Origin of the sequence: Streptomyces sp. NBC_00252, from assembly GCF_036187565.1 — a bacterium.
Classification (GTDB): domain Bacteria; phylum Actinomycetota; class Actinomycetes; order Streptomycetales; family Streptomycetaceae; genus Streptomyces.
In genome coordinates this window covers 180754-203025 of the sequence record NZ_CP108087.1, presented here as the reverse complement: position 1 = coordinate 203025, position 22272 = coordinate 180754, and the positions used below count along the sequence as shown (strand labels likewise).

At 69.0% G+C, this 22272-nt stretch carries 17 protein-coding genes and 2 pseudogenes; 5 read left to right on the top strand and 14 right to left on the bottom strand.

Annotated elements, in window-relative coordinates; genetic code table 11:
- Positions 1-17 precede the first annotated feature (17 nt).
- The 10 genes from OHT77_RS00805 to OHT77_RS00760 all read right to left on the bottom strand — a co-directional run bounded on the left by OHT77_RS00805 (position 18) and on the right by OHT77_RS00760 (position 9988).
- Positions 18-1082, bottom strand: coding sequence for a sugar kinase (locus tag OHT77_RS00805; RefSeq protein ID WP_328825928.1), 1065 nt, complete (start codon positions 1080-1082; stop codon positions 18-20).
- A complete protein-coding gene (locus OHT77_RS00800) occupies positions 1079-1705 on the bottom strand; it encodes a bifunctional 4-hydroxy-2-oxoglutarate aldolase/2-dehydro-3-deoxy-phosphogluconate aldolase (RefSeq protein ID WP_328825927.1) in 627 nt (208 codons plus the stop codon). Before OHT77_RS00800 ends, OHT77_RS00805 begins: the two co-directional genes overlap by 4 nt.
- Positions 1702-2463: an SDR family oxidoreductase gene (locus OHT77_RS00795; RefSeq protein WP_328825926.1), complete on the bottom strand. Its 762-nt coding sequence runs from the start codon at positions 2461-2463 to the stop codon at positions 1702-1704. The genes OHT77_RS00800 and OHT77_RS00795 overlap by 4 nt, the downstream gene beginning before the upstream one ends.
- On the bottom strand, positions 2460-3506 hold the full coding sequence (locus tag OHT77_RS00790) for a zinc-dependent alcohol dehydrogenase (protein WP_328825924.1): 1047 nt from the start codon (positions 3504-3506) through the stop codon (positions 2460-2462). Before OHT77_RS00790 ends, OHT77_RS00795 begins: the two co-directional genes overlap by 4 nt.
- Positions 3503-3940, bottom strand: coding sequence for an RbsD/FucU family protein (locus OHT77_RS00785; protein ID WP_328825923.1), 438 nt, complete (start codon positions 3938-3940; stop codon positions 3503-3505). The genes OHT77_RS00790 and OHT77_RS00785 overlap by 4 nt, the downstream gene beginning before the upstream one ends.
- On the bottom strand, positions 3931-4848 hold the full coding sequence (locus OHT77_RS00780) for an amidohydrolase family protein (protein WP_328825922.1): 918 nt from the start codon (positions 4846-4848) through the stop codon (positions 3931-3933). Before OHT77_RS00780 ends, OHT77_RS00785 begins: the two co-directional genes overlap by 10 nt.
- The gene (locus OHT77_RS00775) at positions 4841-6175 is read right to left on the bottom strand and encodes an L-fuconate dehydratase (protein ID WP_328825921.1); all 1335 of its coding nucleotides are present in this window, start codon (positions 6173-6175) and stop codon (positions 4841-4843) included. Before OHT77_RS00775 ends, OHT77_RS00780 begins: the two co-directional genes overlap by 8 nt.
- A 107-nt stretch (positions 6176-6282) precedes the next feature.
- Entirely contained in the window at positions 6283-7326 is a 1044-nt protein-coding gene (locus OHT77_RS00770) for an ABC transporter permease (protein ID WP_328825920.1), read from the bottom strand.
- A complete protein-coding gene (locus OHT77_RS00765; RefSeq protein WP_328825919.1) occupies positions 7319-8881 on the bottom strand; it encodes a sugar ABC transporter ATP-binding protein in 1563 nt (520 codons plus the stop codon). Before OHT77_RS00765 ends, OHT77_RS00770 begins: the two co-directional genes overlap by 8 nt.
- A 45-nt stretch (positions 8882-8926) precedes the next feature.
- Positions 8927-9988: a sugar ABC transporter substrate-binding protein gene (locus tag OHT77_RS00760; protein ID WP_328825918.1), complete on the bottom strand. Its 1062-nt coding sequence runs from the start codon at positions 9986-9988 to the stop codon at positions 8927-8929.
- Between the two features lie 576 nt (positions 9989-10564).
- On the opposite strand from OHT77_RS00760, the gene OHT77_RS00755 reads away from it, so the two are divergent.
- A complete protein-coding gene (locus OHT77_RS00755) occupies positions 10565-12502 on the top strand; it encodes an alpha-L-fucosidase (protein ID WP_328825917.1) in 1938 nt (645 codons plus the stop codon).
- A gap of 35 nt (positions 12503-12537) precedes the next feature.
- On the opposite strand, the gene OHT77_RS00750 is transcribed toward OHT77_RS00755, so the two are convergent.
- The gene (locus tag OHT77_RS00750) at positions 12538-13092 is read right to left on the bottom strand and encodes a winged helix-turn-helix transcriptional regulator (protein ID WP_328825915.1); all 555 of its coding nucleotides are present in this window, start codon (positions 13090-13092) and stop codon (positions 12538-12540) included.
- Positions 13093-13202: 110 nt separating this feature from the next.
- Here OHT77_RS00750 and OHT77_RS00745 point away from each other — a divergent pair, with 110 nt between their 5' ends.
- The 3 genes from OHT77_RS00745 to OHT77_RS00735 all read left to right on the top strand — a co-directional run bounded on the left by OHT77_RS00745 (position 13203) and on the right by OHT77_RS00735 (position 16667).
- Positions 13203-14825 (top strand): phytoene desaturase family protein, encoded by a 1623-nt coding sequence (locus OHT77_RS00745; RefSeq protein ID WP_328825913.1) that lies wholly within the window; start codon positions 13203-13205, stop codon positions 14823-14825.
- Positions 14822-15130: an EthD family reductase gene (locus OHT77_RS00740; protein ID WP_328825911.1), complete on the top strand. Its 309-nt coding sequence runs from the start codon at positions 14822-14824 to the stop codon at positions 15128-15130. The genes OHT77_RS00745 and OHT77_RS00740 overlap by 4 nt, the downstream gene beginning before the upstream one ends.
- A gap of 565 nt (positions 15131-15695) precedes the next feature.
- A complete protein-coding gene (locus tag OHT77_RS00735; RefSeq protein WP_443047875.1) occupies positions 15696-16667 on the top strand; it encodes an expansin EXLX1 family cellulose-binding protein in 972 nt (323 codons plus the stop codon).
- 73 nt (positions 16668-16740) lie between these two features.
- Here the strand turns inward: OHT77_RS00735 and OHT77_RS00730 are convergent.
- The 3 genes and pseudogenes from OHT77_RS00730 to OHT77_RS00720 form a co-directional block, all read right to left on the bottom strand.
- Positions 16741-17087: pseudogene (locus OHT77_RS00730) on the bottom strand (transposase); the annotation flags it as partial.
- Positions 17088-17413: 326 nt separating this feature from the next.
- Positions 17414-20029 carry a LamG-like jellyroll fold domain-containing protein gene (locus tag OHT77_RS00725; RefSeq protein WP_328825909.1) on the bottom strand — a complete coding sequence of 872 codons (2616 nt, stop codon included), beginning with the start codon at positions 20027-20029 and terminating at the stop codon, positions 17414-17416.
- Positions 20030-20255: 226 nt separating this feature from the next.
- Positions 20256-20558, bottom strand: a pseudogene (locus OHT77_RS00720) (arabinofuranosidase catalytic domain-containing protein); the annotation flags it as partial.
- A gap of 671 nt (positions 20559-21229) precedes the next feature.
- On the opposite strand from OHT77_RS00720, the gene OHT77_RS00715 reads away from it, so the two are divergent.
- Positions 21230-22261 (top strand): LacI family DNA-binding transcriptional regulator, encoded by a 1032-nt coding sequence (locus OHT77_RS00715; protein ID WP_328825908.1) that lies wholly within the window; start codon positions 21230-21232, stop codon positions 22259-22261.
- Positions 22262-22272 lie beyond the last annotated feature (11 nt).

The following is a 22272-nucleotide window of genomic DNA, read 5'->3' as shown; positions in this document are numbered from 1 at the left end:
GGCCGCTCGGCGGCAGGTCAGCGTCTGACGGCGGCCGAGCCGTCGGCCAGGAGGGCTTCGACCTCGGCGAGGGAGGCCATGGAGACGTCTCCGGGGGTGGTCATGATGAGCGCGCCGTGCGCGGTGCCGTAGGCGAGGGCCCGCTTGAGGCAGGTCGTCGTTATCTGACCCGACCGCTCCTCCCCGGCCAGCAGGCCGTGGATGAGGCCGGCGGCGAAACCGTCGCCGGAGCCGATGCGGTCCAGGACGTGCAGGCCGGGCATCCGAGGGCCGTCGACGAAGCCGGTCTGGGGTGACCAGGCGGCCGACGCCCAGTCGTTGACCCCGGCCGTGGGCACCTCGCGCAGGGTCGTCGCCAGCACCCTCGCCTCGGGCAGCAGGCCCGCCACCTCGGTGAGGGCGTCCGCCACTTCGTCGCCCCCGATGTGTGCCTCTCCCGGATACGTTCCGGCCAGGCCCAGGGCACCCACCACCACGTCGGCCTGCCGGGCGAGCCGCAGGTCGACCTCGCGAGCGGCGTCGGCGCCGCCCCGGCCGGCCCAGAGGCTGGGGCGGTAGTTGGGGTCGTAGGAGACGGTGACGCCGTGGCGGCGGGCCGTCGTCATGGCCTCCTCCGCGACGTCCAGGGTGGTGTCCGAAAGGCCGGCGAAGATGCCGCCGGTGTGGAGCCAGCGCACTCCGGCAGCGAAGACTGCATCCCAGTCCACGTCACCCTTCTTCAACTGGGATACGGCCGTGTGCGCGCGATCGCTGACGCCGAGTGCGCTGCGGATGCCGTAGCCGCGTTCGACGAAGTTCAGGCCGTTGCGGGCCGTGCGGCCGATACCGTCGCCTGGCACCCAGCGGATCAGCGAGGTGTCGACTCCCCCCTGCAGAATCAGGTCCTCCACCAGTCGGCCCACCGCGTTGTCCGCCAGGGCGGTCACCACGGCCGCACGCCACCCGAAGCAGCGGCGCAGACCGCGTGCGACGTTGTACTCGCCGCCACCCTCCCAGGCCTGGAAGGTGCGGGCGGTGCTGATCCGTCCCTCGCCCGGGTCCAGGCGGAGCATCACCTCGCCGAGCGCCACCACATCGATCACGGCGTGCTCCTCTCCGTGGCCTCGGCGGTCAGCCGTCGGATTCCCTCGTAGTCGCCCCGTTCCAGGTGCCCGGCGGTCGCCATCCAACTGCCGCCGACGGCCAGGACGGCAGGGTGCGCGAGGTAGGCGGACACCTGGGAGAGGCCGATTCCGCCCGTGGGTACGAAACGCACTTGGGGGAACGGCGCTGCCAGGGAACTGAGCAGCGGTACGCCGCCCAGCACCGCGGCCGGGAACAGCTTGACGGTGTCGATTCCGGCTCGCAGGGCCCGCAGCAGTTCGGTGGCGGTGGCGATGCCAGGGAGGACCGGCACGCCCAACGTCCGGCATGTGGCGACCACTTCGGCGTCGAACCCGGGCGACACGACGAAGCGGGCCCCGGCGGCCACGGCCCGTTCGGCCTGCTGCGGTGTGAGTACCGTGCCCGCGCCGACGGTCAGTCCGCCGTGCGCCGCCATGGTTTTGAGCACCTGCTCCGCCTCCGGAGTACGGAAGGTGACCTCGGCACACCGCGCACCGCCCTGCACGAGTGCTTGCGCAAGCGGGTCTGCCATCCTGGCGCAGGGCACGGTCAGAACCGGCAGAATCCGAGCACCCAGCACGGACGCCAGATCGGTGCTCATCGGCCCAGCCATCCGCCGTCGACGGGCAGGACGATGCCGTGGACATAGGCAGCAGCGTCGGAGGCGAGGAAAACGGTGGCGCCGGTGAGGTCGGCGGCGGTGCCCCAGCGGCCGGCCGGGATGCGGTTGAGGATCGCGCGGCTGCGTATCGGATCGACCTGCAGTGCGTGCGTGTTGTCGGTGGCGATGTAGCCGGGGGCGATGGCGTTGACGTTGACGCCGTGGGGGGCCCATTCATTGGCCAGTGCCTTGGTCAGTCCGGTGATGCCGTGTTTGGCGGCCGTGTAGCCGGGGACGTTGATGCCGCCCTGGAAGCTGAGGAGCGAGGCCGTGAAGATGACCTTCCCGCGGCCGCGGGCCATCATCGCCGCGCCCACCGCGCGGGTCAGCGCGAACTGTGCGTTGAGGTTGACCTGGAGGACCAGCTCCCAGTCCGCGTCGGTGTGTTCGGCGGCGGGGGCGCGGCGGATGGTGCCCGCATTGTTGACGAGGATATCGACTGGCCGCTCGCGTCCCGCGAGGTCGGCGCCCAGAGACCGTACGGCTCCGGGGTCGGCGAAGTCGGTGCGGATCGCCTCGAAGGTACGCCCCGCGGCACGCACGTCCTTCTCCACCGCGCTGCCGGATTCCTCCAGGTTGGCGCTTACGCCGATGATGTCCGCGCCGGCCTCGGCGAGGGCGCGGGCCATGGCCCGGCCGATGCCGCGCCGGGCGCCGGTGACGACGGCGAGTTTCCCGGTGAGGTCGAAGGCGTTCATACGGCGGCTCCCTGGGCGTTCTCAGTGCTGCAGTCCACGAGGATCTTCATCACGTCGCCGCCTGCCTCCAGCGCCTGGAAAGCGGCGGGCGCTTCGGTGAGCGGGACGGTCTTGCTGATGAGCCGCTCGGCCGGAATCGTGCCGTCGGCGACGAGGGCCACTGCCTTCTCGAAGTCGGAACGGTCGTACAACCGCGCGCCGACGAGGGCGAGTTCGCGCCAGAAGAAGCGGTGGAGGCTGACCTCGCGGGGGCTGGGGTGGATGGCCACCAGGCACAGCCGGCCGCGTACGCCCAGCACATCGACCGCCGTGTCGACGCCGGCGGCGGCGCCGGACACCTCGAAGGCGACGTCCGCGCCCGCATCCGCGGTCCACTCGCGGACCAGTTCAGCCACGTTGTCGATGGTCGGATCCCAGGCAGTCAGCCCCGACTCCTCGGCGAGCGCGCGCCGGTAGGCGCTCAGTTCGGCGATGCGTACGTCGGCTCCGGCGGCCCGGGCGACCAGCGCGATGAGGATGCCGACGGGTCCGCCGCCGACCACGACGACCTTCTCGCCCTCGGCGACCTGTGCGCGGCCGACGTCGTGCACGGCGACCGCCGTGGGCTCGACCAGCGCGGCCCGGTCCAGGGGAAGGGTGTCGGGCAGCCGGATGAGCGTCGAGGTGGGCACGGTCCAGCGCTGCTGCATCGCGCCGGGGGAGTCGATGCCGATGAAGTCGAGGTGCTGGCAGATGTGCTGATGGCCTTTGAGGCAGGCCGGGCAGGTGTCGTCCCAGCGCAGCGGCATCACAGTGACCGCGTCCCCGGGCGCCCAGCCGTCCACGCCGGGGCCGACGCGGACGATCCGGCCGGACATCTCGTGCCCCAGGACGGCGGGTGTGGACACCCGGGCGTCCATGTCGCCGTGGAAGATGTGCAGGTCGGTGCCGCAGATGCCGACATAGGCGGGCGCGAGCTCCACCTCGCCGGGACCAGGGGCGGAGGGCTCGGCGAGGGCGGTGTCCAGGGTGCGGGCGGATAGGTAACGGACGGCGAGTGTCATCGTGGCGTCAGGGTCCCTTCAGCGCGGACACCGATGGTCAGCAGCAGGTTGGCGTAGGTACGGGTGTCGGCGGTGACGATCGCCAGCGCCAGGTCGGGGGAGCGGGCGGTGTTGTAGAACTCGAAGCGGCCGAGTGTGTCGACCGGGACGGGCGCCAGCCGGGCGCGGTACTGCGCAATGGCGGGCGGTTCCGGTTCGCGCCCGGGTGGCACCATCACCTGGGCCGACTCGACCGGCAGAGCGCTCAGCAGGACGTCGAGCACGGTGGTGACGTCCAGCAGGCCGGGCGCCAGGTTGAGGTGGATGATGCGGGCGCGTTCCCCGGTCGCGGTGCTCGCCGGGTAGTGGCCGTCGGCGAGCAGGACCCGGGCGCCGTGGCCGGCGCCGGCCAGCGCTTCGAGGATCCCCGGGTGCAGCAGACGGGTCAGGAGCACGGTGTCCCCTCCTTCCTTCCAGAGGTTCGCGGTGCAGTGCGGTTCAGGCGGTAGAAGGCGGTCGCGGTGTCGGCGAGGATCGCCGAGGTCTCGGTGGTGGAGCAGTCGACGAGCAGGTCCTCGACGGTGGCGGCCCACTGGTTCCAGCCGCCCGCGAGGACACAGACCGGCCAGTCGGAACCGAACATCAGCCGGTCGGGTCCGAAGGCGGACAGCAGCACGTCCCACACTGGGCGGATGTCCTCGGTCGTCCAGTTCTGCCGGTCGGCCTCCGTGACCAGACCCGAGACCTTGCAGCGCACCTGAGGGTGCGCGGCCAGAGTCCGCAACTGCCTGTCCCAGTTGCCCAGTTCGCCCCGGGCGATGGGTGGCTTGCCCGCGTGGTCGAGGACGATCGGCAGCGCGGGGAAGCGTTCCGCCAAGTGGATCGCCTGGTCGAACTGCGGGCTGCGGATCAGGACGTCGTACGCCAGTCCGCGCTCGCCCAAAGCCCGCAACCCCCTTTCCACGGCAGGCCGTTGCAGCCACGCCGGGTCCGACTCGCTCTGTACGAGGTGGCGCAGGGCGCGGAGATAGGGGCCACCGGGCCCGGCGAGCAGGCTGTCGAGCGTGTCCGCGACGGCTGGGGAGGCGAGGTCCACCCAGCCGACGACCGCGCCGATCAGCGGGTCGGCGCCGGCCAGGGCGAGCAGTTCCCGTGTCTCGGACAGGGAGGCCGTGCACTGGACGACCACCGTGCTCGCCGGCTTCCGTCCGGCGATCGGCCGGGTCGCCGCCGAGCGCAGGTCGGCCGTGCCGAACGTGCGGCGGATGGGCTCGTGGCCGGGCTCGTCGAGCCAGGGCTGCCGTCGGCGGTCCAGGTCCCACAGGTGATGGTGGGCGTCCACCAGGCGTCGGCTGTCAGACACGGGAGGACCAGACCGGCCCGTCGGGATACGTGTACTCCTTGAGGGACTCGGGGTGCATTTCCGCGCTCAGCCCGGGCAGGGCGGGGGCGAGGTAGTGGCCTTCGATGATGCGCACGGGGTCGACGAAGTGTTCGTGCAGGTGGTCGACGTACTCGATGACGCGATCCTCGAGCGTGCCGGAGACGGCGATGTAGTCGAACATCGACAGGTGCTGAACCATCTCGCACAGGCCGACCCCGCCGGCGTGCGGGCAGACCGGCACGCCGAACTTCGCGGCGAGCAGCAGGATGGCGATGTTCTCGTTGACGCCGCCGACCCGGGCGGAGTCGATCTGCACGATGTCCACCGCGCCGGCCTGGAGGAGCTGCTTGAAGACGACTCGGTTGGCGATGTGTTCGCCGGTGGCGACCTTGATGGGGCTGAGGGCCTTGCGGATGGCCGCGTGGCCGAGGATGTCGTCGGGGGAGGTGGGCTCCTCGATCCAGTACGGGTCGTAGGGGGCCAGTTCGCGCATCCAGTCGATCGCGGGCTGTACGTCCCATCTCTGGTTGGCGTCGACAGCGATGCGGATGCCGTCCCCGACCGCCTTACGGGCCGCGCGCATCCGCCGTACGTCGTCCTCCAGGGACGCGCCGACCTTCAGCTTGATCTGGGTGAAGCCGTCCGCGACGGCCTCGCGGGCGAGGCGGACCAGCTTCTCGTCGGAGTAGCCGAGCCAGCCGGGGGTGGTGGTGTAGGCGGGGTAGCCGTGCTCCAGGAGGCGGGCGATGCGCGCCTCGCGGCCGGGTTCGGCACGCCGGAGGATCTCCAGGGCCTCTTCGGGGGTGAGGGCGTCGCTGAGCCAGCGGAAGTCGACCTGGGCGACCAGTTCCTCGGACGGCATCTCGCCGAGGAAGCGCCAGACGGGCTTGCCGGCGCGCTTGGCGGCGAGGTCCCAGGCGGCGTTGACGACCGCGCCGGTCGCCATGTGGATGGCGCCCTTCTCCGGGCCGAGCCAGCGCAGTTGGGGATCATGGACCAGGGAGCGGGAGAACGCGCCGAGGTCGGCGCAGACCTCTTCGACCAAGAGGCCGACGACGTGCGGGGCGAGGGCTGCGATGGCGGCGGCCTGGACGTCGTTGCCGCGGCCGGTGGTGAAGGCCAGGGCGTGGCCCTCCAAGCCGTCGGTGGCGTCGGTGCGCAGGACGACGTAGGCGGCGGAGTAGTCGGGTTCGGGGTTCATCGCGTCCGAGCCGTCCAGGTGCTCGGACGTCGGGAAGCGCACGTCGAGGACGTCCAGGGCGATGATGCGGGCAGATGCCGATACGACGGACTCGGTGGAGGACATGGCAACTCCTAGGGGGCAGGGGCGTGGACCCTGCGACGAGAGGGGGCAACGACGGCGGCGGAGGTCGGGGCCGCACGATCACGGTGGATCCGGCGGCGGCCGCCGGCTCAGTCCTGGATCTTGCCGCCCGTGATGCGCGAGATCATCAGCGCGACCAGGATGATCAGGCCGTTGAGGGCGCCGATCCACTGCGCGGGCACGCCGCCCAGGGTGAGCACGTTCTGGATCATGAAAAGCAGCAGGATGCCGCTGAAGGCCCCGAACATGGTGCCCTTGCCGCCGTTCAGGCTGATCCCGCCGATGACGGCGGCGGCCATGACGGTGAAGATGTAGCCGTTGCCCTGTGCGGAGGCGACGGAGGCGAGCCGTCCGGAGAGCAGGAGTCCGGCGAGGGCGGCGAGCACGCTGCCGGTGACGATGACGATCCACAGCACCCGGTCGGTACGGATGCCGGCCGCCTTCGCGGCGTCGACGTTGCCGCCGATGGCGTACAGGGAGCGGCCGAAGCTGGTCCAGCCGAGGACCACGATGGCCACCGCGAACAGTGCCAGGCAGAGCCAGATGGAGGCGGGTATCCCGAACCACTCGGCGGTGCCCAGGTAGAGCATCGACTCCGGCAGCTGGAAGAAGGTCTGGCCGCCGGAGATGCCCGTGAGAACCCCGCGCAGGACGATCAGCATGCCCAGGGTGACGATGAAGCCGTTGAGGCCGAAGCGGATGATCAGGACAGCGTTGATCACGCCGACGAGTGCGCCCACGGCGAGCGTGACGGGAATCGCCCAGGCGCCGGACAGCAGGCCGAGGCCGTGTCCCGCACCGGTCGGCACCACCAGCCAGGCGGCCACCCCGGGCGCCAGGCCCATGGTGGACTCCAGCGAGAGGTCCATCTTCTTGACGATCAGGATCATCGTCTGGGCGAGGACCAGCAGCGCGATCTCGGACATGGTCTGCAGCACGTTGATGAGGTTGTCGGCCTGGAGGAAGACCGGGCTGACGATCTGGCCGACGACCGCGATCACCACGATGGCCGGTACCAGCGCGAGGTCACGCAGCCTGGCCAGCGGCACCCGGCCGCCGAACAGCGCGGTCGGCTTGGTTCCCGGCTGCGCGGCCTCTGAGGCGGGCTTGTCCGCGAGAACGGATTCAGGCATTGAGGTCCACTCCTTCCATCGCGGCCACGAGGTCGTGGTCGTGCCAGCCGCGGGCGATCTCTGTCGTCACCCGGCCCTGGAACATCACCAGGACCCGGTCGCACATGCGCAGGTCGTCGAGCTCGTCGGAGGCGATGAGCACTCCGGTGCCGGTCTGCGCGGTCTCCTCGACCTTGCCGAGGAGGAACTCCTTGGAGCGCACGTCCACGCCCGCGGTCGGGTTGATCAGCACCAGCAGCCGGGGGTCATCGGCCAGGGCGCGGGCCATGACGACCTTCTGCTGGTTGCCTCCGGACAGCGCGGAGACCGGCAGGTCCGCTGTAGGGGTCTTGATCGCCAGGTTCTCGATCATGTTCTCGGCGAGCCGGTCCCGGGTGCGGCTGCTGAGGAACCCGTTCCTGCCGATCCGGTGGGGCACGGAGAGGGTGGCGTTGTCCGCGATCGACATGTCGGGCACGAAGCCCTGGTGGTGCCGGTCCTGCGGCACGAACCCGGCACCGGCGGCCAGCGCCGCGGGCACGCTGCCCGGCCGGGGCCGCCGCCCTGCTATCTCCACCGCGCCGCCGTCGGCGGACCTAAGCCCTACGACGGTCTCGGCGACCTCCGTACGACCGCTCACCGTGGCCCCGGCGAGTCCCACGATCTCGCCCGCCCCCACCTGGAAGGTGACCTCGCCGTAGGTTCCGCCGCTCAGCCCCCGGACGTTCAGCGCGACCGTGGCAGCGGTGTCCACAGTGCTCGCCCGTTCCCCCTGCCGGGCGGTTGCCGCCTCGCCGGTCATGGCGGCGACGAGTTCGGTGCGGGGGAGTTCGGTCACCGGCGCGGTCAGGATGTGCCGGGCGTCGCGGAACACCGTCACCATGTCGCAGATCTCGTAGATCTCCTGGATGTGGTGACTGATGAACAGGAAGGTCACACCCTGGCGTTGCAGGTCGCGGATCCTGCCGAAAAGCCGGTTGATGGCGGCCGCGTCGAGCTGTGCGGTGGGTTCGTCGAGGATGATGAACCGGGCGCCGAAGGACAGCGCGCGGGCGATCTCGACGAACTGCCGCTGCTCCACGTCCAGTTCACCGGCCGGGGTCTGCGGATCCACGTCCACCGACCACGTCGACAAGGTCTCCTGTGCGCGGCGGCGCACGCCCTGCCAGCTGATCAGCCGGCTGCGTCCGTGGTGGTGCCGGTTGAGGAAGAGGTTCTCCGCGACGGTCAGCGTCGGGATGATCGTCGACTTCTGGTAGACGCAGGCGACCCGCTGCCGCCAGGCGTCGCGGTCGGTGAGCCGCGGCGCCGGGGTGCCGCCGAAGGAGACGGTTCCCTCGTCGGGGGCCTGGAGGCCGGTGAGGACGGAGACCAGGGTCGACTTGCCGGCTCCGTTGCGGCCGACGAGCGCGTGGGTCTCGCCGGGTCTGATGGTGATTCGGGCGCCGTCCAGGGCGACTGTCGGACCGAATCGTTTGGTTATGCCCGTCGCCTCGACGACGGGCGGGTCCGCCGGGGCCCGTCCGTCGTCCGCCGGGGCGGGCGCGGGGGTGACTGCTCGCTCCCCGTCGCTCATCTCAACCGCCTTGTGCTCGTGGACCGTTGCTCTTCTGACGAACCATCAGCTGAGGTTGTTGCCCCACAGGGACTTGTCGTCGCTCTTGAGGCTGGGCACGCCCCCGTAGATGCCGCCGTCGGCGGTGACCAGCGGGGCGGCGAGCTGGTCCTCCAGGAGGCCGTCGCGGACCTGGACGATGGTGCTGTCGTGGTCGGTCTTGCCGGGCTTGAACGTCTTTCCGTCGATCGCGGCCTTGACGTAGTACAGGGCGTACTTGGCGTACAGGTCGGCGGGCTGGGAGACGGTGGCGTCGATCTTTCCCTCGCCTATGGACTTCAGTTCCTCGGGGATGCCGTCGTTGGACACGACGAACACGTGCTTCTTGTCCGACGGCTCGACCAGCAGGCCCTTCTGCTTGAGGACCTGGAGGGTGCCGGCCAGGGCGAAACTGGACTGCATGTAGACGCCCTTGATGTCCGGGTTCGCGGTCAGGTCCGTCTGGAGCTTCTGCGCGGCGACGGCGCCGTCCCAGTTGGTGGCCTCGCCGAACACCTTGATGCCGGGGTAGTTCTTCTTCACGCAGTCGTTGAACGCCTCGGTGCGGTCGCGGCCGTTGATGGAGTCCAGGCCGCCCTCCAGCATGACGACCTTGCCCTTGCCGCCGAGCTTGGTGCCCAGGTACTGGCACGCCTTCTCGCCGTAAGCCCGGTTGTCGGCGCGGACCACCATGAAGACCTTGCCGCTGTCCGGGCGGGTGTCGACGGTGACGACCGGGATCTTCTTCGCCGCCAGCTGCGCCAGCGTCGGCGCGATGGCGGCGGTGTCCTGCGGGGCCATCGCCACGCCCTTGACGCCCTGGCTGATGAACGTCTGCGCGTTTGCGGTCAGTTTGGCGACGTCGTTCTGCGAGTTGGTGGTCTTGAGGGAGACGTCGAACTCCTTGGCGTACTCCGGCGTGTACTTGATGTACGAGTTCCAGAAGTCGGTGTCCGAGCGCGGGTAGTCGACCCCCACCAACGGGGCGCCGCCGGCAGACGTGGAGGCGGAACCGCCGCTGCAGGCGCTGATCAGCAGCAGGGCGGACGTGGCCGAGACGACGGCGCAGAGTGCGGTTCTGGGTCTCATGGCTTCTTTCCTCACGCGGAACGACTGGACGGGGGCGATGTTTCGGAGATGCGAACGGCGGATGACGTCGCCAATAGACATGGGATGTTTATAGGTGTGAACCCTTCTCCGCGTCCAGGTGTCTGCGACCATTCGTACAAAAAACCAGGCAGCGCATAGAGAACGGCTGTAGGGGCGGACTTTTACCTCGTGATCCATCCCATGTCTGCCCTCGCAGTCGCTGCACCGTGACAGCCCTTGACTCGATCGCTGGGGCTCAGACATGCCATGTCTGAGCTCAACTGGCGCATCTAATAAGGTGCAATCTATGGCAAACGGGTTAGGTTTCCTGTCTTTCATCCCTGTACAGGTGTTGACATCCGTGGGATGCATGGCCGACGTTCGTCGTTAACATCCGGAGCCCCCGGCCTGGGGCGCTGTTCGACCCGCCTCCCCGCCCGCCCTCGACCTGACGTGCGCAGCACCTGGGAGTTCGCCGACTGCCTGCAGGTGCGAGAACGGGGCGATGCGCATCCGGTCGTCTCTCGCCGTCTACAGCCCAGTCAGGGATAGAGCGCACCAACCAGGAGTGAGATCATGTCGTCAGGAAGACTGTCCCGCCGTACGCTTCTGACTGCGGCGGGTGCTGCGGCAGCAGCGACCGCCCTGCCCGTTCTTCCCGCCTTCTCCGGCCTTCTGGCCGAGGCCTCCGCCGCTGACCTGCAGACCAATCTGGCCCATCTGGCCGACCTGCGGTTCGGGATGTTCAACCACTTCAACCTGGGCACGTTCACCAACGAGGAGTGGGCCGCGCCGAACCAGAGTCCCGCGCTGTTCGCTCCCACCGCCGTCGACTGCGCGCAGTGGGCGGCTGCGGCCGCCGCCGCGAAGATGAGCTACGGGGTCCTGACGACCAAGCACCACGACGGTTTTGCCCTGTGGCCGAGCGCCTACGGCACGCAGAACGTCGCCAACAGCTCCTACAAGCACGACATCGTGCAGGCCTACGTCACCGCGTTCCGCGCTCAGGGCCTCAGGGTCGGCCTGTACTTTTCCATCTGGGACCGCACCTACAACGTGCAGGCCTACGACACACGGCACGGGGTCGCCGCCACCGAGGAGATCCAGCCGGGGGACATCACCTTCATCCTCAACCAGATCACCGAGCTGCTGACGAACTACGGCACCATCGACCTGTTCATCACCGACGGCTACGCCTGGCAGATGGGCCAGCAGGCCGTCTCCTACCAGCGGATCCGCGAACACGTGAAGTTGCTGCAGCCGAACATCGTCATGATCGACCACGGCGGGCTCTCGCAGCCCTGGCTCGGCGACGCGATCTACTTCGAAGAGCCGCTCGGTGTCACCTCGCCGGCCGGCAACACCTACGCCTCCCTGCAGGGGCAGACGATCAGCAACGGCTGGTTCTGGCACCCTTCCACGCCTACCACCGACCCGATGAGCCAGGCGTCGGTCCTGTCCCATCTCGCGGACCTGGAACCGAAGTACACCTCCTTCATCCTCAACTGCCCGCCCAACCGCGACGGCGTACTGGACACCAACATCGTCAGCCGCCTGGCTGGCGTCGGCGCCGCCTGGAGCCCGAACACCTCCCGGGCCCCGCTGCCGGCCCAGCAACTGCGCTGCGAGCACCCGGTCAACCCGGTCAATGCCTACGCCACCGCCTTCCACACCGGCGAGGGCCCGCTCAACGCCATCGACGGTCTCAGCGACAAATCCTTCGAGACCTGCTGGTCCACCTGGAGTCTGTCGCTGCCACAGTCGATCACGATCGACCTGGGCGGGGTCTGGAGCAACGTCTCCACCCTGGAATACCTGCCCAAACAGTGGAACCGGTCCGACACCACCGACGGCGACATCACGTCGTACACCATCTACACCAGCACGGACGGCGTCACCTTCACGCAAGCCGCCACCGGCACCTGGAGCGGCAACCAGACGACCAAGCTGGTGGAGTGGACGAACCGCAACGTCGGTTTCGTGCGCATCCAGGTCGATGCCGCCACCGGCGGCTACGCGAACATCGGCGGCGTCAGGATAGGCGGCCGGTCGGCCAGACCCGCCCTGGTCACCAGCACGTTCCCCGGCGACTCGACCGTCTACAAGCTGGTCAACCGCAACAGCGGAGAGGTGGCCGCCGTGTACAACTTCGGCACCGCCAACGGCGCCAACATCCAGCAGTGGCCCTGGCTGGACAACACGGCCCAGAAATGGACCTTCGTGAGCACCGGCGACGGCTACTTCAAGGTCCGCAACGTCAACAGCGGCAAGCTCATGGAGGTCGCAGGGCTCTCCCGCGTCGACGGCGGAAACGTCGGCATTTGGGCCGATGCCAACGTTCCCCAGCAGCACTGGGCCCTGACGCCCACCGGTGACGGCTACTACTTCCTCACCAACCGGCTCAGCGGTCTTTCACTCAACGTGGACGGCGCTTCCACCGCCGACGGGGCCAACATCAACCAGTACACATACACCAACGCCGCTCGGGAGCAGTGGCGGATCGTCAGCGTGTAGCCGGAACTGCCGCAGGCAGCAAAGCGATGCGGATGTCACGGTCCGTCGGCCGGGCCGGGGGCATCCGCTGCGCCGGGCCGGGCCGGCCGGGCTCCGGGGCCGGGCGTCGCGGCGATGTCGCGGACGGCGGCGATTTCGTGACCGGAGGCGCAGGCGATGACCGCGTGGACCGGTGCACCGCAGTCGCGATGGACCAGCGTGACCGTGGGTCCGGGCGCGTCGGCAAGCCAGCGTTCGGCCCAGGAGTTGAGAGCGACCAGGGTGGGAGCGAGGCTGAGTCCTTTGTCGGTGAGCCGGTACTCGTCCCGCTCGCGGGCACCGGGCTCGCGGTAGGGCCTTTTCTCGAGCACGCCGATGGCCACGAGGTCACGCAACCGCGTCGAGAGAACGGTCCGGCTCAGCTCGCACCGACGCTGGAAGTCCTCGAAACGCCGCGTGCCGTAGAAGGCTTCCTTCATGATCTTGCCGGCCGCACGGGGGTTGAGGACCTCCAGGGCGAGGGCGATCGAGTCGGGCTCGATGTCCCAGGAATCACGGTTCCACGGAGGTGGACCGCCCGTCGGGCCCGATCCTTCTGATGCGTCAGCCACGTGCCTCTCCCCAGGTCGGAGCCTGCCTACAGGCCCCTCACCGCCTGCACTTTACACTCACCCTTGAGCTGAGTACGGTTATGCGGACTCAGCCAAGGAGGGTGGCGCAGATGAGCGTCGGACAGAGCTACCACCGGAGCAATGCCGGTATGTCATGGGACGCGATCGTCATCGGGTCCGGGATCGGCGGCCTCACCACCGCCGGCCTCCTCGCCCGGGCCGGACAACGGGTTCTTGTACTGGAGCGGCATTCGACGGCCGGCGGAGCCACCCAGACCTTCCGCAGGGCCGGTTACGAGTGGGACGCCGGACTGCACTACATGGGCGAGGTGCACCGTCCCAACAGCGGGCTGCGCCGGATCTTCGACCACATCACCGGCGGCAACCTCCAGTGGGCCCCGATGCCCGACGTCTACAACCGGATCGTCGTCGGCGACCGCGAGTACGAGTTCCCGTCGGGCGCCGAGCGGTTCAAGGAGCGCATGACCCGGTACTTCCCGGACGACGCCGAGGCGATCAGCCGCTACGTGGAACTGGTCTTCTCGGCCAACCGGACGGCCAAGAACTTCTTCGCGCAGCGCAGTCTGCCGCAGCCGGCCGCCGACGAGCTCTACGAGGTGATGTGCGCACCGTTTCGCGCCTTCTCCGACCGCACGGCGACGGACATCGTTTCGGAACTCACCGACAACGAGGAGCTCAAGACCGTCCTGTGCGGTCACTACGGTGACTACTCGCTGACCCCGGGGCGCGCCTCGTTCGGCATCCACGCCATGCTCATCCGGCACTACATCGACGGCGCCAACTACCCGGTCGGCGGATCGGGCCGACTGGCCGAGACCATCAGTGAGGTGATCCGGGACGCGGGCGGAGAGGTCCTCATCGCCGCCGAAGTCGCCTCCGTGCTGCTCGACGACGAGGGGCGGTCCGGTGGTGTCACGATGGCCGACGGCCGGGTGTTCCACGCGCCGGTAGTGATCAGCGATGCCGGCGCCCTGAACACCCTCACCCGTCTGCTGCCCGCCGAAGCGAAACGCGATGACGGCCTCGTTCAGGCGTGCCGCGCGATAGGCCCCTCGCTCACCTGGGTCGTCCTCAACATCGGGCTCAAGGAGCCGGCCGACCAGCTGGGCCTGCAGGCGTCCAACATCTGGGCACACCAGGGACCGGGCATCGATGCCCAGTTCGCCGCCTACGAGGCGGATCCCCAGCACCGCCCGATGCCGTCGTACTTCCTGACCGCTCCCTCGACCAAGGATCCGCTCTGGGACGACCGCTACCCCGGGCGGAGCACGATCGACATCGCCGGGGTGACGACCTGGTCCCTGTTCGAGCCCTTCGCGGACAGCGCCTGGATGCGTCGCGGACCGGAGTACGAGCAGCTCAAGCAACGACTGAGCCAGGAACTGCTCGACCAGGTTCTGCGGTTCTATCCCAAGGCGGAAGGCAAGATCGATCACATGGAGCTGGCCACGCCGCTCAGCTTCAATCACTTCCTCGGCCGGACCCACGGTGACTTCATGTCGCTGGCGCACACTCCCGAACGCTTTGCCCAGCGGGGTCTGAGCGCCCACACCACGGTGCCCGGCCTGTTCCTCAGCGGCCAGGACGTCGCTGCGGCCGGCGTCAGCGGCGCGGTGACGGGCGGACTCGTCGCGGCATCCGCCGTGCTCGAACGCGATGCGCTCGCCGACCTCCCCACGAGGAACCTCACGTCCGCAGGAGACAGCGCATGACCGTGAAGCTGATGGTGCTGTACACGCGGCCCGTCGACGGCGACGCCTTCGACGAACATTACCTGGGAGTCCACGCACCCCTCGTGGAGGCGGTTCCAGGCCTCCAGCGATGGGAGTCCGCACGCGTCGCCGGAGCCGCCGACGGCGGTGGGCAGACGTTCCACCGAGTCGCGGAGCTGTATTTCACGGACATGGAGTCCCTGGAAGCCGCGCTCGGCTCCGAGGAGGGACGGGCTACGGGCCGCGACTACCGGCAGATCGCTCCACCCGGCTCCCGGATGTTCATCGCCGCGCTCGACGAGTAGCTGCTGCGGTTCTCCGTCGCGGTGAGTGCGGTCCCGGAAGTGGCGTTCTCCCGGGGTGTGGTATTCCGATGGGGCAGCTCTACCGTGAAGCAAGTGCGGCCCGAGGCTGCGGAGTTGCTCGCTCAGACATCTCCGTGGCCGGCGCCGGTTTCCCTACCCCATCGCACGGGCCCCGGCGTTGGAATTCAGCTGATGCGTGCGGAAGAGTCCTTGGCGGTGACCGCGCGGGATGCGAGCGGCCGACCGGCCACCTGGAGCGCGTCGACGGGGAGCGGATCCTCTTCCGGAGCCATGGGCCGCTCGTCACGGCCGAGTCCCACCAGGCTGCCCGCTCACCCCGCCTTACCTGACAGTGTCAAGCCGCAGAGACAGCGACCCGCGCCCACAGCAGGCAGCGCTCCCATCTGAGGATCCAAGAGAGGGAGCACGGGAACCACAAAGACCGTGCCTGGCACTTCTGACGGGCTGCTCATGTGTCGGTACCCGGCGGCCGAAAAGTCGACGGCAACCTTTGCGCCGCCTGTGGCCACTGAGCAGTGCAACAGTGGCTCGCTCTTTCGAACGGATGGACATGCAGGAGACAACACGTCAGGCGGCGCGGGAGCGCAGGCGCAGACGCCGACTGATGGTGGGCACCACCACGGGACTGATCGTCACAGGACTTCTCGTCTGCCTGGTCATGACAATGCAACCAGACCGCAAGGAGGACGCAGGACCGGCCGTGGCCACGGCCGTCGCCAACTCCCAGGGGACCTTCGCGTCGGCCTCGCCAGGGCGCAAGCCGTCCTCGGCGTCCCCGTCCGCGACCTCAACGACCTCCGTGACACCGTCGGCCGGTTCGACGACTCCGAAGGCTTCCCCGTCCAGGCCGGCTGCGCCGTCATCGGTCTCCCCGCGGAAGGCTCCGGTCACGACCTCGCTGGCCGGGCGGATCCGGCCCCAGGTCGGCTACCCGGGAGTGGCCACGGTTTACAAGGCCGGGGTCGGGGACGGCGCCTGCTCGTACGGTCCGAGCAGCGACATGATGATCGCGGCGATGAACACCACCGACTACGAGACGTCCAGGGCGTGCGGAGCTTACATCCGCGTTCACGCGGCGAACGGCGCCTCTGTCACGGTCCGGATCACCAACGAATGCCCGCTGCCCTGTGCACCCGGTCAACTCGACCTCAGCGAACAGGCCTTCGCCAAATTGGCTCCCGTCTCGACCGGTCGGCTCGCGATCACCTGGAGCCTGTTGAGCTCCGACATGTCGGGCACGATCTCGATCCGTTACAAGACCGGGTCCAGCCCCTACTGGTGCGGTATTCAGGCGATAGGTCATCGCAACCCGCTTGCTCGGCTGGAGGTCCGCGTCGGCGGCGGCTGGCGCCAACTGGCCCGCACCGACTACAACTACTTCCTTTCTCCAGACGGCAGCGGGTGCGGAGGCGCGATCAGGCTCACCGACATCTACGGAGAACGACTGACCGTGAACGGGATCGCGGTGCGGCCTGACGTCGTGCAGGCCACACGGGCCCAGTTCGCCCGACACTGACCCGACTACCCCCTCGTGAGCGGAATGCTCCGGGGGGTGCTCTTATCTGTTTGGTCGAGGTGTGCGGATTTGGTTAGGCGGCCTGTTCGTGTGTCGGCTGGTAGGCGGCGCGGCGTTCGAGCATGGCGTGCAGGACGTCGATCCTGCTGCGGGTGAGGCAGATCAGGGCGGCGTTCGGCGTTTGCCTCAGCCGCGTTTCCTGTCGTAGTAGGCGCGGGAGTCGGGGCTGCTCAGCGAGGCGAACGAGGCCAGGAAGAGGGCCCGTGTAAGGGGTTTGTTGCCTCCGCGTGGTGGTCTTTCGCCTCGGATGGCGCTGCCCGAGCGGAAGACCGAGAGAGCCAGGCCGGCGTAGGAGGCCAGCTGGGCAGCGGTGGGGAACGCGCTGCCGTCGCCCACGACGGCCAGGATGCGGGCGCCGGTTGGAGATGCGGATGCCGTCGAACGGATCGTGCTGGATCTCGCCCATGAGGCGAACGACGCGGTGCACTGTCTTGCGGTCGGTTCCGAGCCGGTGCTGGAAGTCGGCCCAGAGGACCGGGGTGAAGTTGACGTCCCTCACTCCTTGCCGGCCAGTTCCTGGAGTTAATGCGTAGCGGCGCGTCGTCGTTACCTTCTTGACCAACGGGAAGAGTTCCGTGAGCGCCTCGTCGGCAGTGAGGCCCGGAACTCGTCCTACGGCCCGACTCGCCGTGCCCGCCCGGGATGGGCGGACGGGCAGGGCGGGTCGCGGGGCGGGTGGGCGGATGTCAGGTCAGGACGAGTTCCAGGACCGTGACGGAGAGCGGCGGCAGGGTGCTGGTGAAGGCCGCTGCCGCGCCGATGACGGTGCTGGTTCTGGGGATCAGTGTGGTGGGTTCGGTCAGTGTGTTGGTGGCGGTGCGCGAAGGGCCGGTCAGGACCGTGACGGTGGCGTTCTTCTTCACGCCCTTCGGCAGGCCCTTCAGTTCGACCGGTAGGTTCACCTTCTCCGTTCCGGAGTTGACGACCGCCAGGTAGAGACGGTTTCCCGCGCGGGTGGCGACCGTGGCGATGACGGGCAACGCACGTGTGTTGGCCGGCAGTACCGTTCTGCCCAGCCTGCTCGTCAGCATTTGCTGCGCCCAGTAGCTGGGTGACACATAGCTGGTGAGGTTGTCGTAGGCGATCAGGTTGGTCGCCCAGACGTTGTTCTTGACGTGGGAGAAGAGCGGGGCGTAGCACTCCATGAGGACCTGGTCGGAGTTGCGGATCAGCCCGGCCAACCACGCGGCGTCGCCCAGCGCGGCGTTGAGGTCGGGCGTGGGGCGCCCCTCCTGCGCGGCCCACTCCCCGACGAAGACCTTGGTCGAGGCACGGTCCCGGTTGTCGTACTTGTGGGTGGCGGCCTGGGCGGCGGACGGCGCGAGGTAGTAGTGCTCGTCGATCAGGTCGGGTGTGCGGCTTGTCACTGTCGCCGTGGCGATCAGCTTCAGGTGCGGGTACTTCGCCTTGATCGCGTCGTAGAAGGCTGCGAACCGCTCGTCGTAGGACCCGGAGGAGTCGAACCAGTCCTCGTTGCCGATCTCCACGAACTCCAGCGGGAACGGCTTCGGATGGCCGTCGGCCGCGCGCTTCGCGCCCCAGGTGCTGGTGACCGGGCCGGTGACATACTCGATCTCGTCGAGGGCGTCCTGTACGTACGGCGTGAGAGCGTCGCCGGTGACGTGCTCGCCTTTCAGCGTGTAGCCGGCGAAGACGGCGAGGACCGGCTGGGCGTGCATGTCCTCGACCCAGTGCAGGTATTCGAGGAGTCCGAGCCCATCCGTGGACCAGTAACCCCAGGCGTCATCCATGTGGCCGGGGCGTTCCCAGGCCGGACCGATGGTGTTCTTCCAGTTGAAGCGTGTTGCGATGGTGTTGCCCTCAAGGAAGTTGCCGCCGGGGAAACGCAGGAACTTCGGCTTCAGAGCGACCAGTTTCTCCATCAGGTCGATACGCAGGCCGTTGGGGCGGTTGTTGTAGGTGGGCGGGAAGAGGGAGACGTACTGGAGCCAGAGGGTCGCGCCCGCGGCGGACGGGTCGTCGGTGGTCACGGTCAGCCTTGCGTCGCCGACCACCGGAGTGCGCGGACCGGTGCGCAGGGTGAGTTCGAAGGGACGGTCCGGGAAGTCGGTGCCGACGTGGTGCAGTCGTGCGGAGGCGTACACCGTCGAGCCGTCCGCCGACTCGAGGGCCACGCTGAGAGGGCCGATCCGGTGTGACGCCTTGACGAACAGCCGCGCGGTATAGGTGGTTCGGGGGCGCACGGGGATACCCCAGAATCCGTCGTTGGCCACTCCGGCCCGGTTGCCGGCCCTGGTACCGCTCGGCAGTGCGACCTTGAGGGAGCGGTTGAGGGCGTCGTTGAGGGGGGTGGTGGTGTCCAGCGCGAGGGTTGTCCCGCCGACGGCGGACCAGTGGACGGCTGAGGTGTCGCTGGCCATCATCGTGCGGTTCTGTACCAGTTCGGCGTAGATGCCGCCCTCGCCGGAGTGGTTGATGTCCTCGAACATCAGGCCGGGAAGGATGGGGGACACTGCGTGCGCCGGGTTGGCGACGTCCACGCTCAGCAACGGTGTCGTGGACTCCACCGGAACCCCGGCCAGCGTCGCGACCTGGTCTGAGGTGAGGGCGGTCGGGAACATCCGCACGTCGTCGATCAGACCGTGCCACTGGTCGACGTGCCCCCCGCCGTAGAGGGCGCGGCCGATGGCGGTGTCGCCGGTTCCTGCCCAGCCCGCGGTGTAGTCGCTCTCACCCTCCAGCACGCCGTTGACGTAGAGGCGGGTGACGCCGGCCGGCGGGTCGCTGACTCCGACGAGGTGGGTCCACGTGCCGGTGGTGGGCGCGGAGGCGGCTGCCGCGACGGCGGCACCCTGTGTGGCGTCCGAGGCGAGCCGGGCGAAGGCGAAGGTGCCGGTGTCGTCGCGCAGCCCGAGGTAGAAGGCGCTGACGACCTGGCCGTCGATACTGACGGCGGTCTGGTAGCCGCCCAGCTGACTGAGGTTCACCCAGGCGGCCACCGAGAACGCCTCGGAGGTGTCGAGGGCGGGCCCGGTGGCCGAGGCGTTGCCGCCCGCGGTGAGGCTCAGGCTGTGGGCGCCGATCTTGCCGGTGCCCCAGGCGGCCGCGCCCTGGAGCGCGACGGTGTGAGCGTTGCCGGACGAGTCGGCGGCGGAGGATCCGGAGCCTTCGTCGAAGGTCCAGTGCGCGGCTGCGGCGGGCAGGTCCGAGGCGGTGGCGTCCGCCGAGGTGCCGGAACGTCCGGCGGCCTGTGCCGGCGCGGCGGCGAAGGTTCCGGCCAGGGAGGCGGCACCGAGGGCTGTGAGGACGGTTCTGCGGGGCAGTCCGGTTTCTGAAGGCATGCGGGAGTTCCTTTGCGAAGCGGATCGAGCGCGGTGAGGGGAGGCGCTGAACGGGGGAGGAGTGGTGAGTGCCTCTCTGCGGTGGGTTCCGAGCGAGTGGGGGCGGGTGGTGTGTGCTCGTCCTGGGATCGACGGCCGGGACGGGCCGATGGTCAGCCGTCGGGGAGGCCGGCGGACCATCGGCGGGTCGGTTCTCCGGTCAGGAGGCGATGCCACCCCACTGCTGAGAGTCCTGTGCCGCGGAGTTGGCATAGCCGCCGGTGCTGAGGACGCCGATGTCGGTGGTGGCGGAATCCGAGGCACGCCTGACCTGGTAGAGAGCGCCGGCGTAGGAGGCGTAGAGGGCTCGCGTGGTGCTGCGCGCCGCGGCGCAGGGGGTGCCGGCGGAGGTGTGGATGTCACACGGCAGGGACGAGGCCGCCTGGGCGGTGCCCGCGGTGCCGATGGCTCCGACCGCGATGCCGGCGGCAAGTGCGAGGACCGCGCCGACCACCCTCAGTCGGAGCCCTCTCAGATGCCTTGCTATCACTGTGAACCTCTTCCGTGTCGCGTTCTTCTCGGGCCCGGCGTCGCCTGCGCAGCGAGCGGGGGAGGGCCGGTATGCGGTGGTCCGCATGCCGGGAGCTGCCGCCGGGACACGGCGTCGGCGCTGAGCGGGGCGTCGCCGTCCCGCTCGGCGGGAGAATGTGAGCGCTAACAATCGAGATTCCCGGATGCCGTCACTCATCCGGGCTCCATGGGGGACGGGGGTGTTGGCGGCCTGCGTGTTCCTCTGTTCGCGCACGGCTGCCGAGCGTGATGACTGCATGCCGGAAAGGCTGACCCGGCCTGGAACCGGGACGTTGTGCATGGGCCGACCTCGTACGGCCGACGGTGATCGACCGGTCTCGCGACTCCGCCTTTTTACGCGGGGATGAATGGGCGGTCAACAGTGGGGGACGGTCAAGAGTGTGGAAACGAATGCCCTGGATTCCGTGGGGGATGGTCTGCGGTCACGGTGGAGCGGGGCTTTTCTCGACAAAGATCTGCCAGGTCAAGGCGGTTGGAGGGTGCATGACAACGCTGTCCGAAGCATCCGGAAGCGAACAGTTGTGATCCTTGACCCCTCCGGAATGTGTGCGCTAACAATTCTCCACGGCAGGCTGGTTCCGGCCGGGAAGCAGCCGATCGGAAACACGGCAGCACGTGAGGAGGCGGAGGATGGACGGGGAACGCGCACCGGTGATGGCGGATGTGGCCCGGATCGCGGGGGTCTCGCACCAGACCGTTTCGCGGGTCCTCAACGACCACCCGAACGTACGGTCCGCCACCCGTGACCGTGTGCTCGCCGCAGTCCGTGAACTCGGCTACCGCCCCAACGCCGCCGCCCGCAACCTGGCCACCCGACGCACCCGCACCCTGGGTGTGATCAGCTTCAACACCACGCTGTACGGGCCGGCCAGCATGCTCTACGGCATCGAGCAGGCGGCCAGGCAGCACGAGTACTTCGTCGTCGTGGCCGCGGTCGGCACGCTCGATCGCCGTTCGGTGCTGGACGCCGTCGACCGGCTTCGGGACCAGGGTGTCGAGGGGATCATCGTGATCGCGCCGCAGACCTCCGCCGTCGGAGCGCTGGCGAGCGTGCCGTCGGACGTGCCGCTGGTCGCGGTCGGCTGCGGCACCCACGCCAAGCTCGCCTCGGTCGCCGTGGACAACGAGGCGGGTGCCGAACTCGCCACCTCCTATCTGCTCGACCTCGGCCATCGCACCGTGCACCACGTGGTCGGGCCGCGTTCCTGGCTCGACGCGCAGGAGCGCGAGGCAGGTTGGCGCCGCACCCTGGAAAAGCGGGGTGCTCCGGTGGTCGAACCGCTGGGCGGCGCCGACTGGACGTCCCGTACCGGATTCGAGGTCGGTCAACGGATCGCCGCCGACCCCGAAGTCACCGCGGTGTTCTGCGCCAACGACCACATGGCCCTCGGCCTGCTGCGGGCTGTTCAACAGGCCGGTCGCCGGGTGCCCGAGGACATCAGCGTCGTCGGATTCGACGACATGCCGGAGACCGAGTACTTCGGCCCGTCACTGACCAGCGTCCGTCAGGACTTCGACGAACTCGGCCGGCGTGCCCTGCGTGCTCTGATCGAGATCGTCGGTGACCCGGAGGCGGGCCTCCCGGCGGCCGAGGAAAGACCCCACATCGTCATCCCACCCAGTCTTGTGGTGCGCACGTCGGCGACCCGCCCCCGGCCATGACCGGCGCCTCG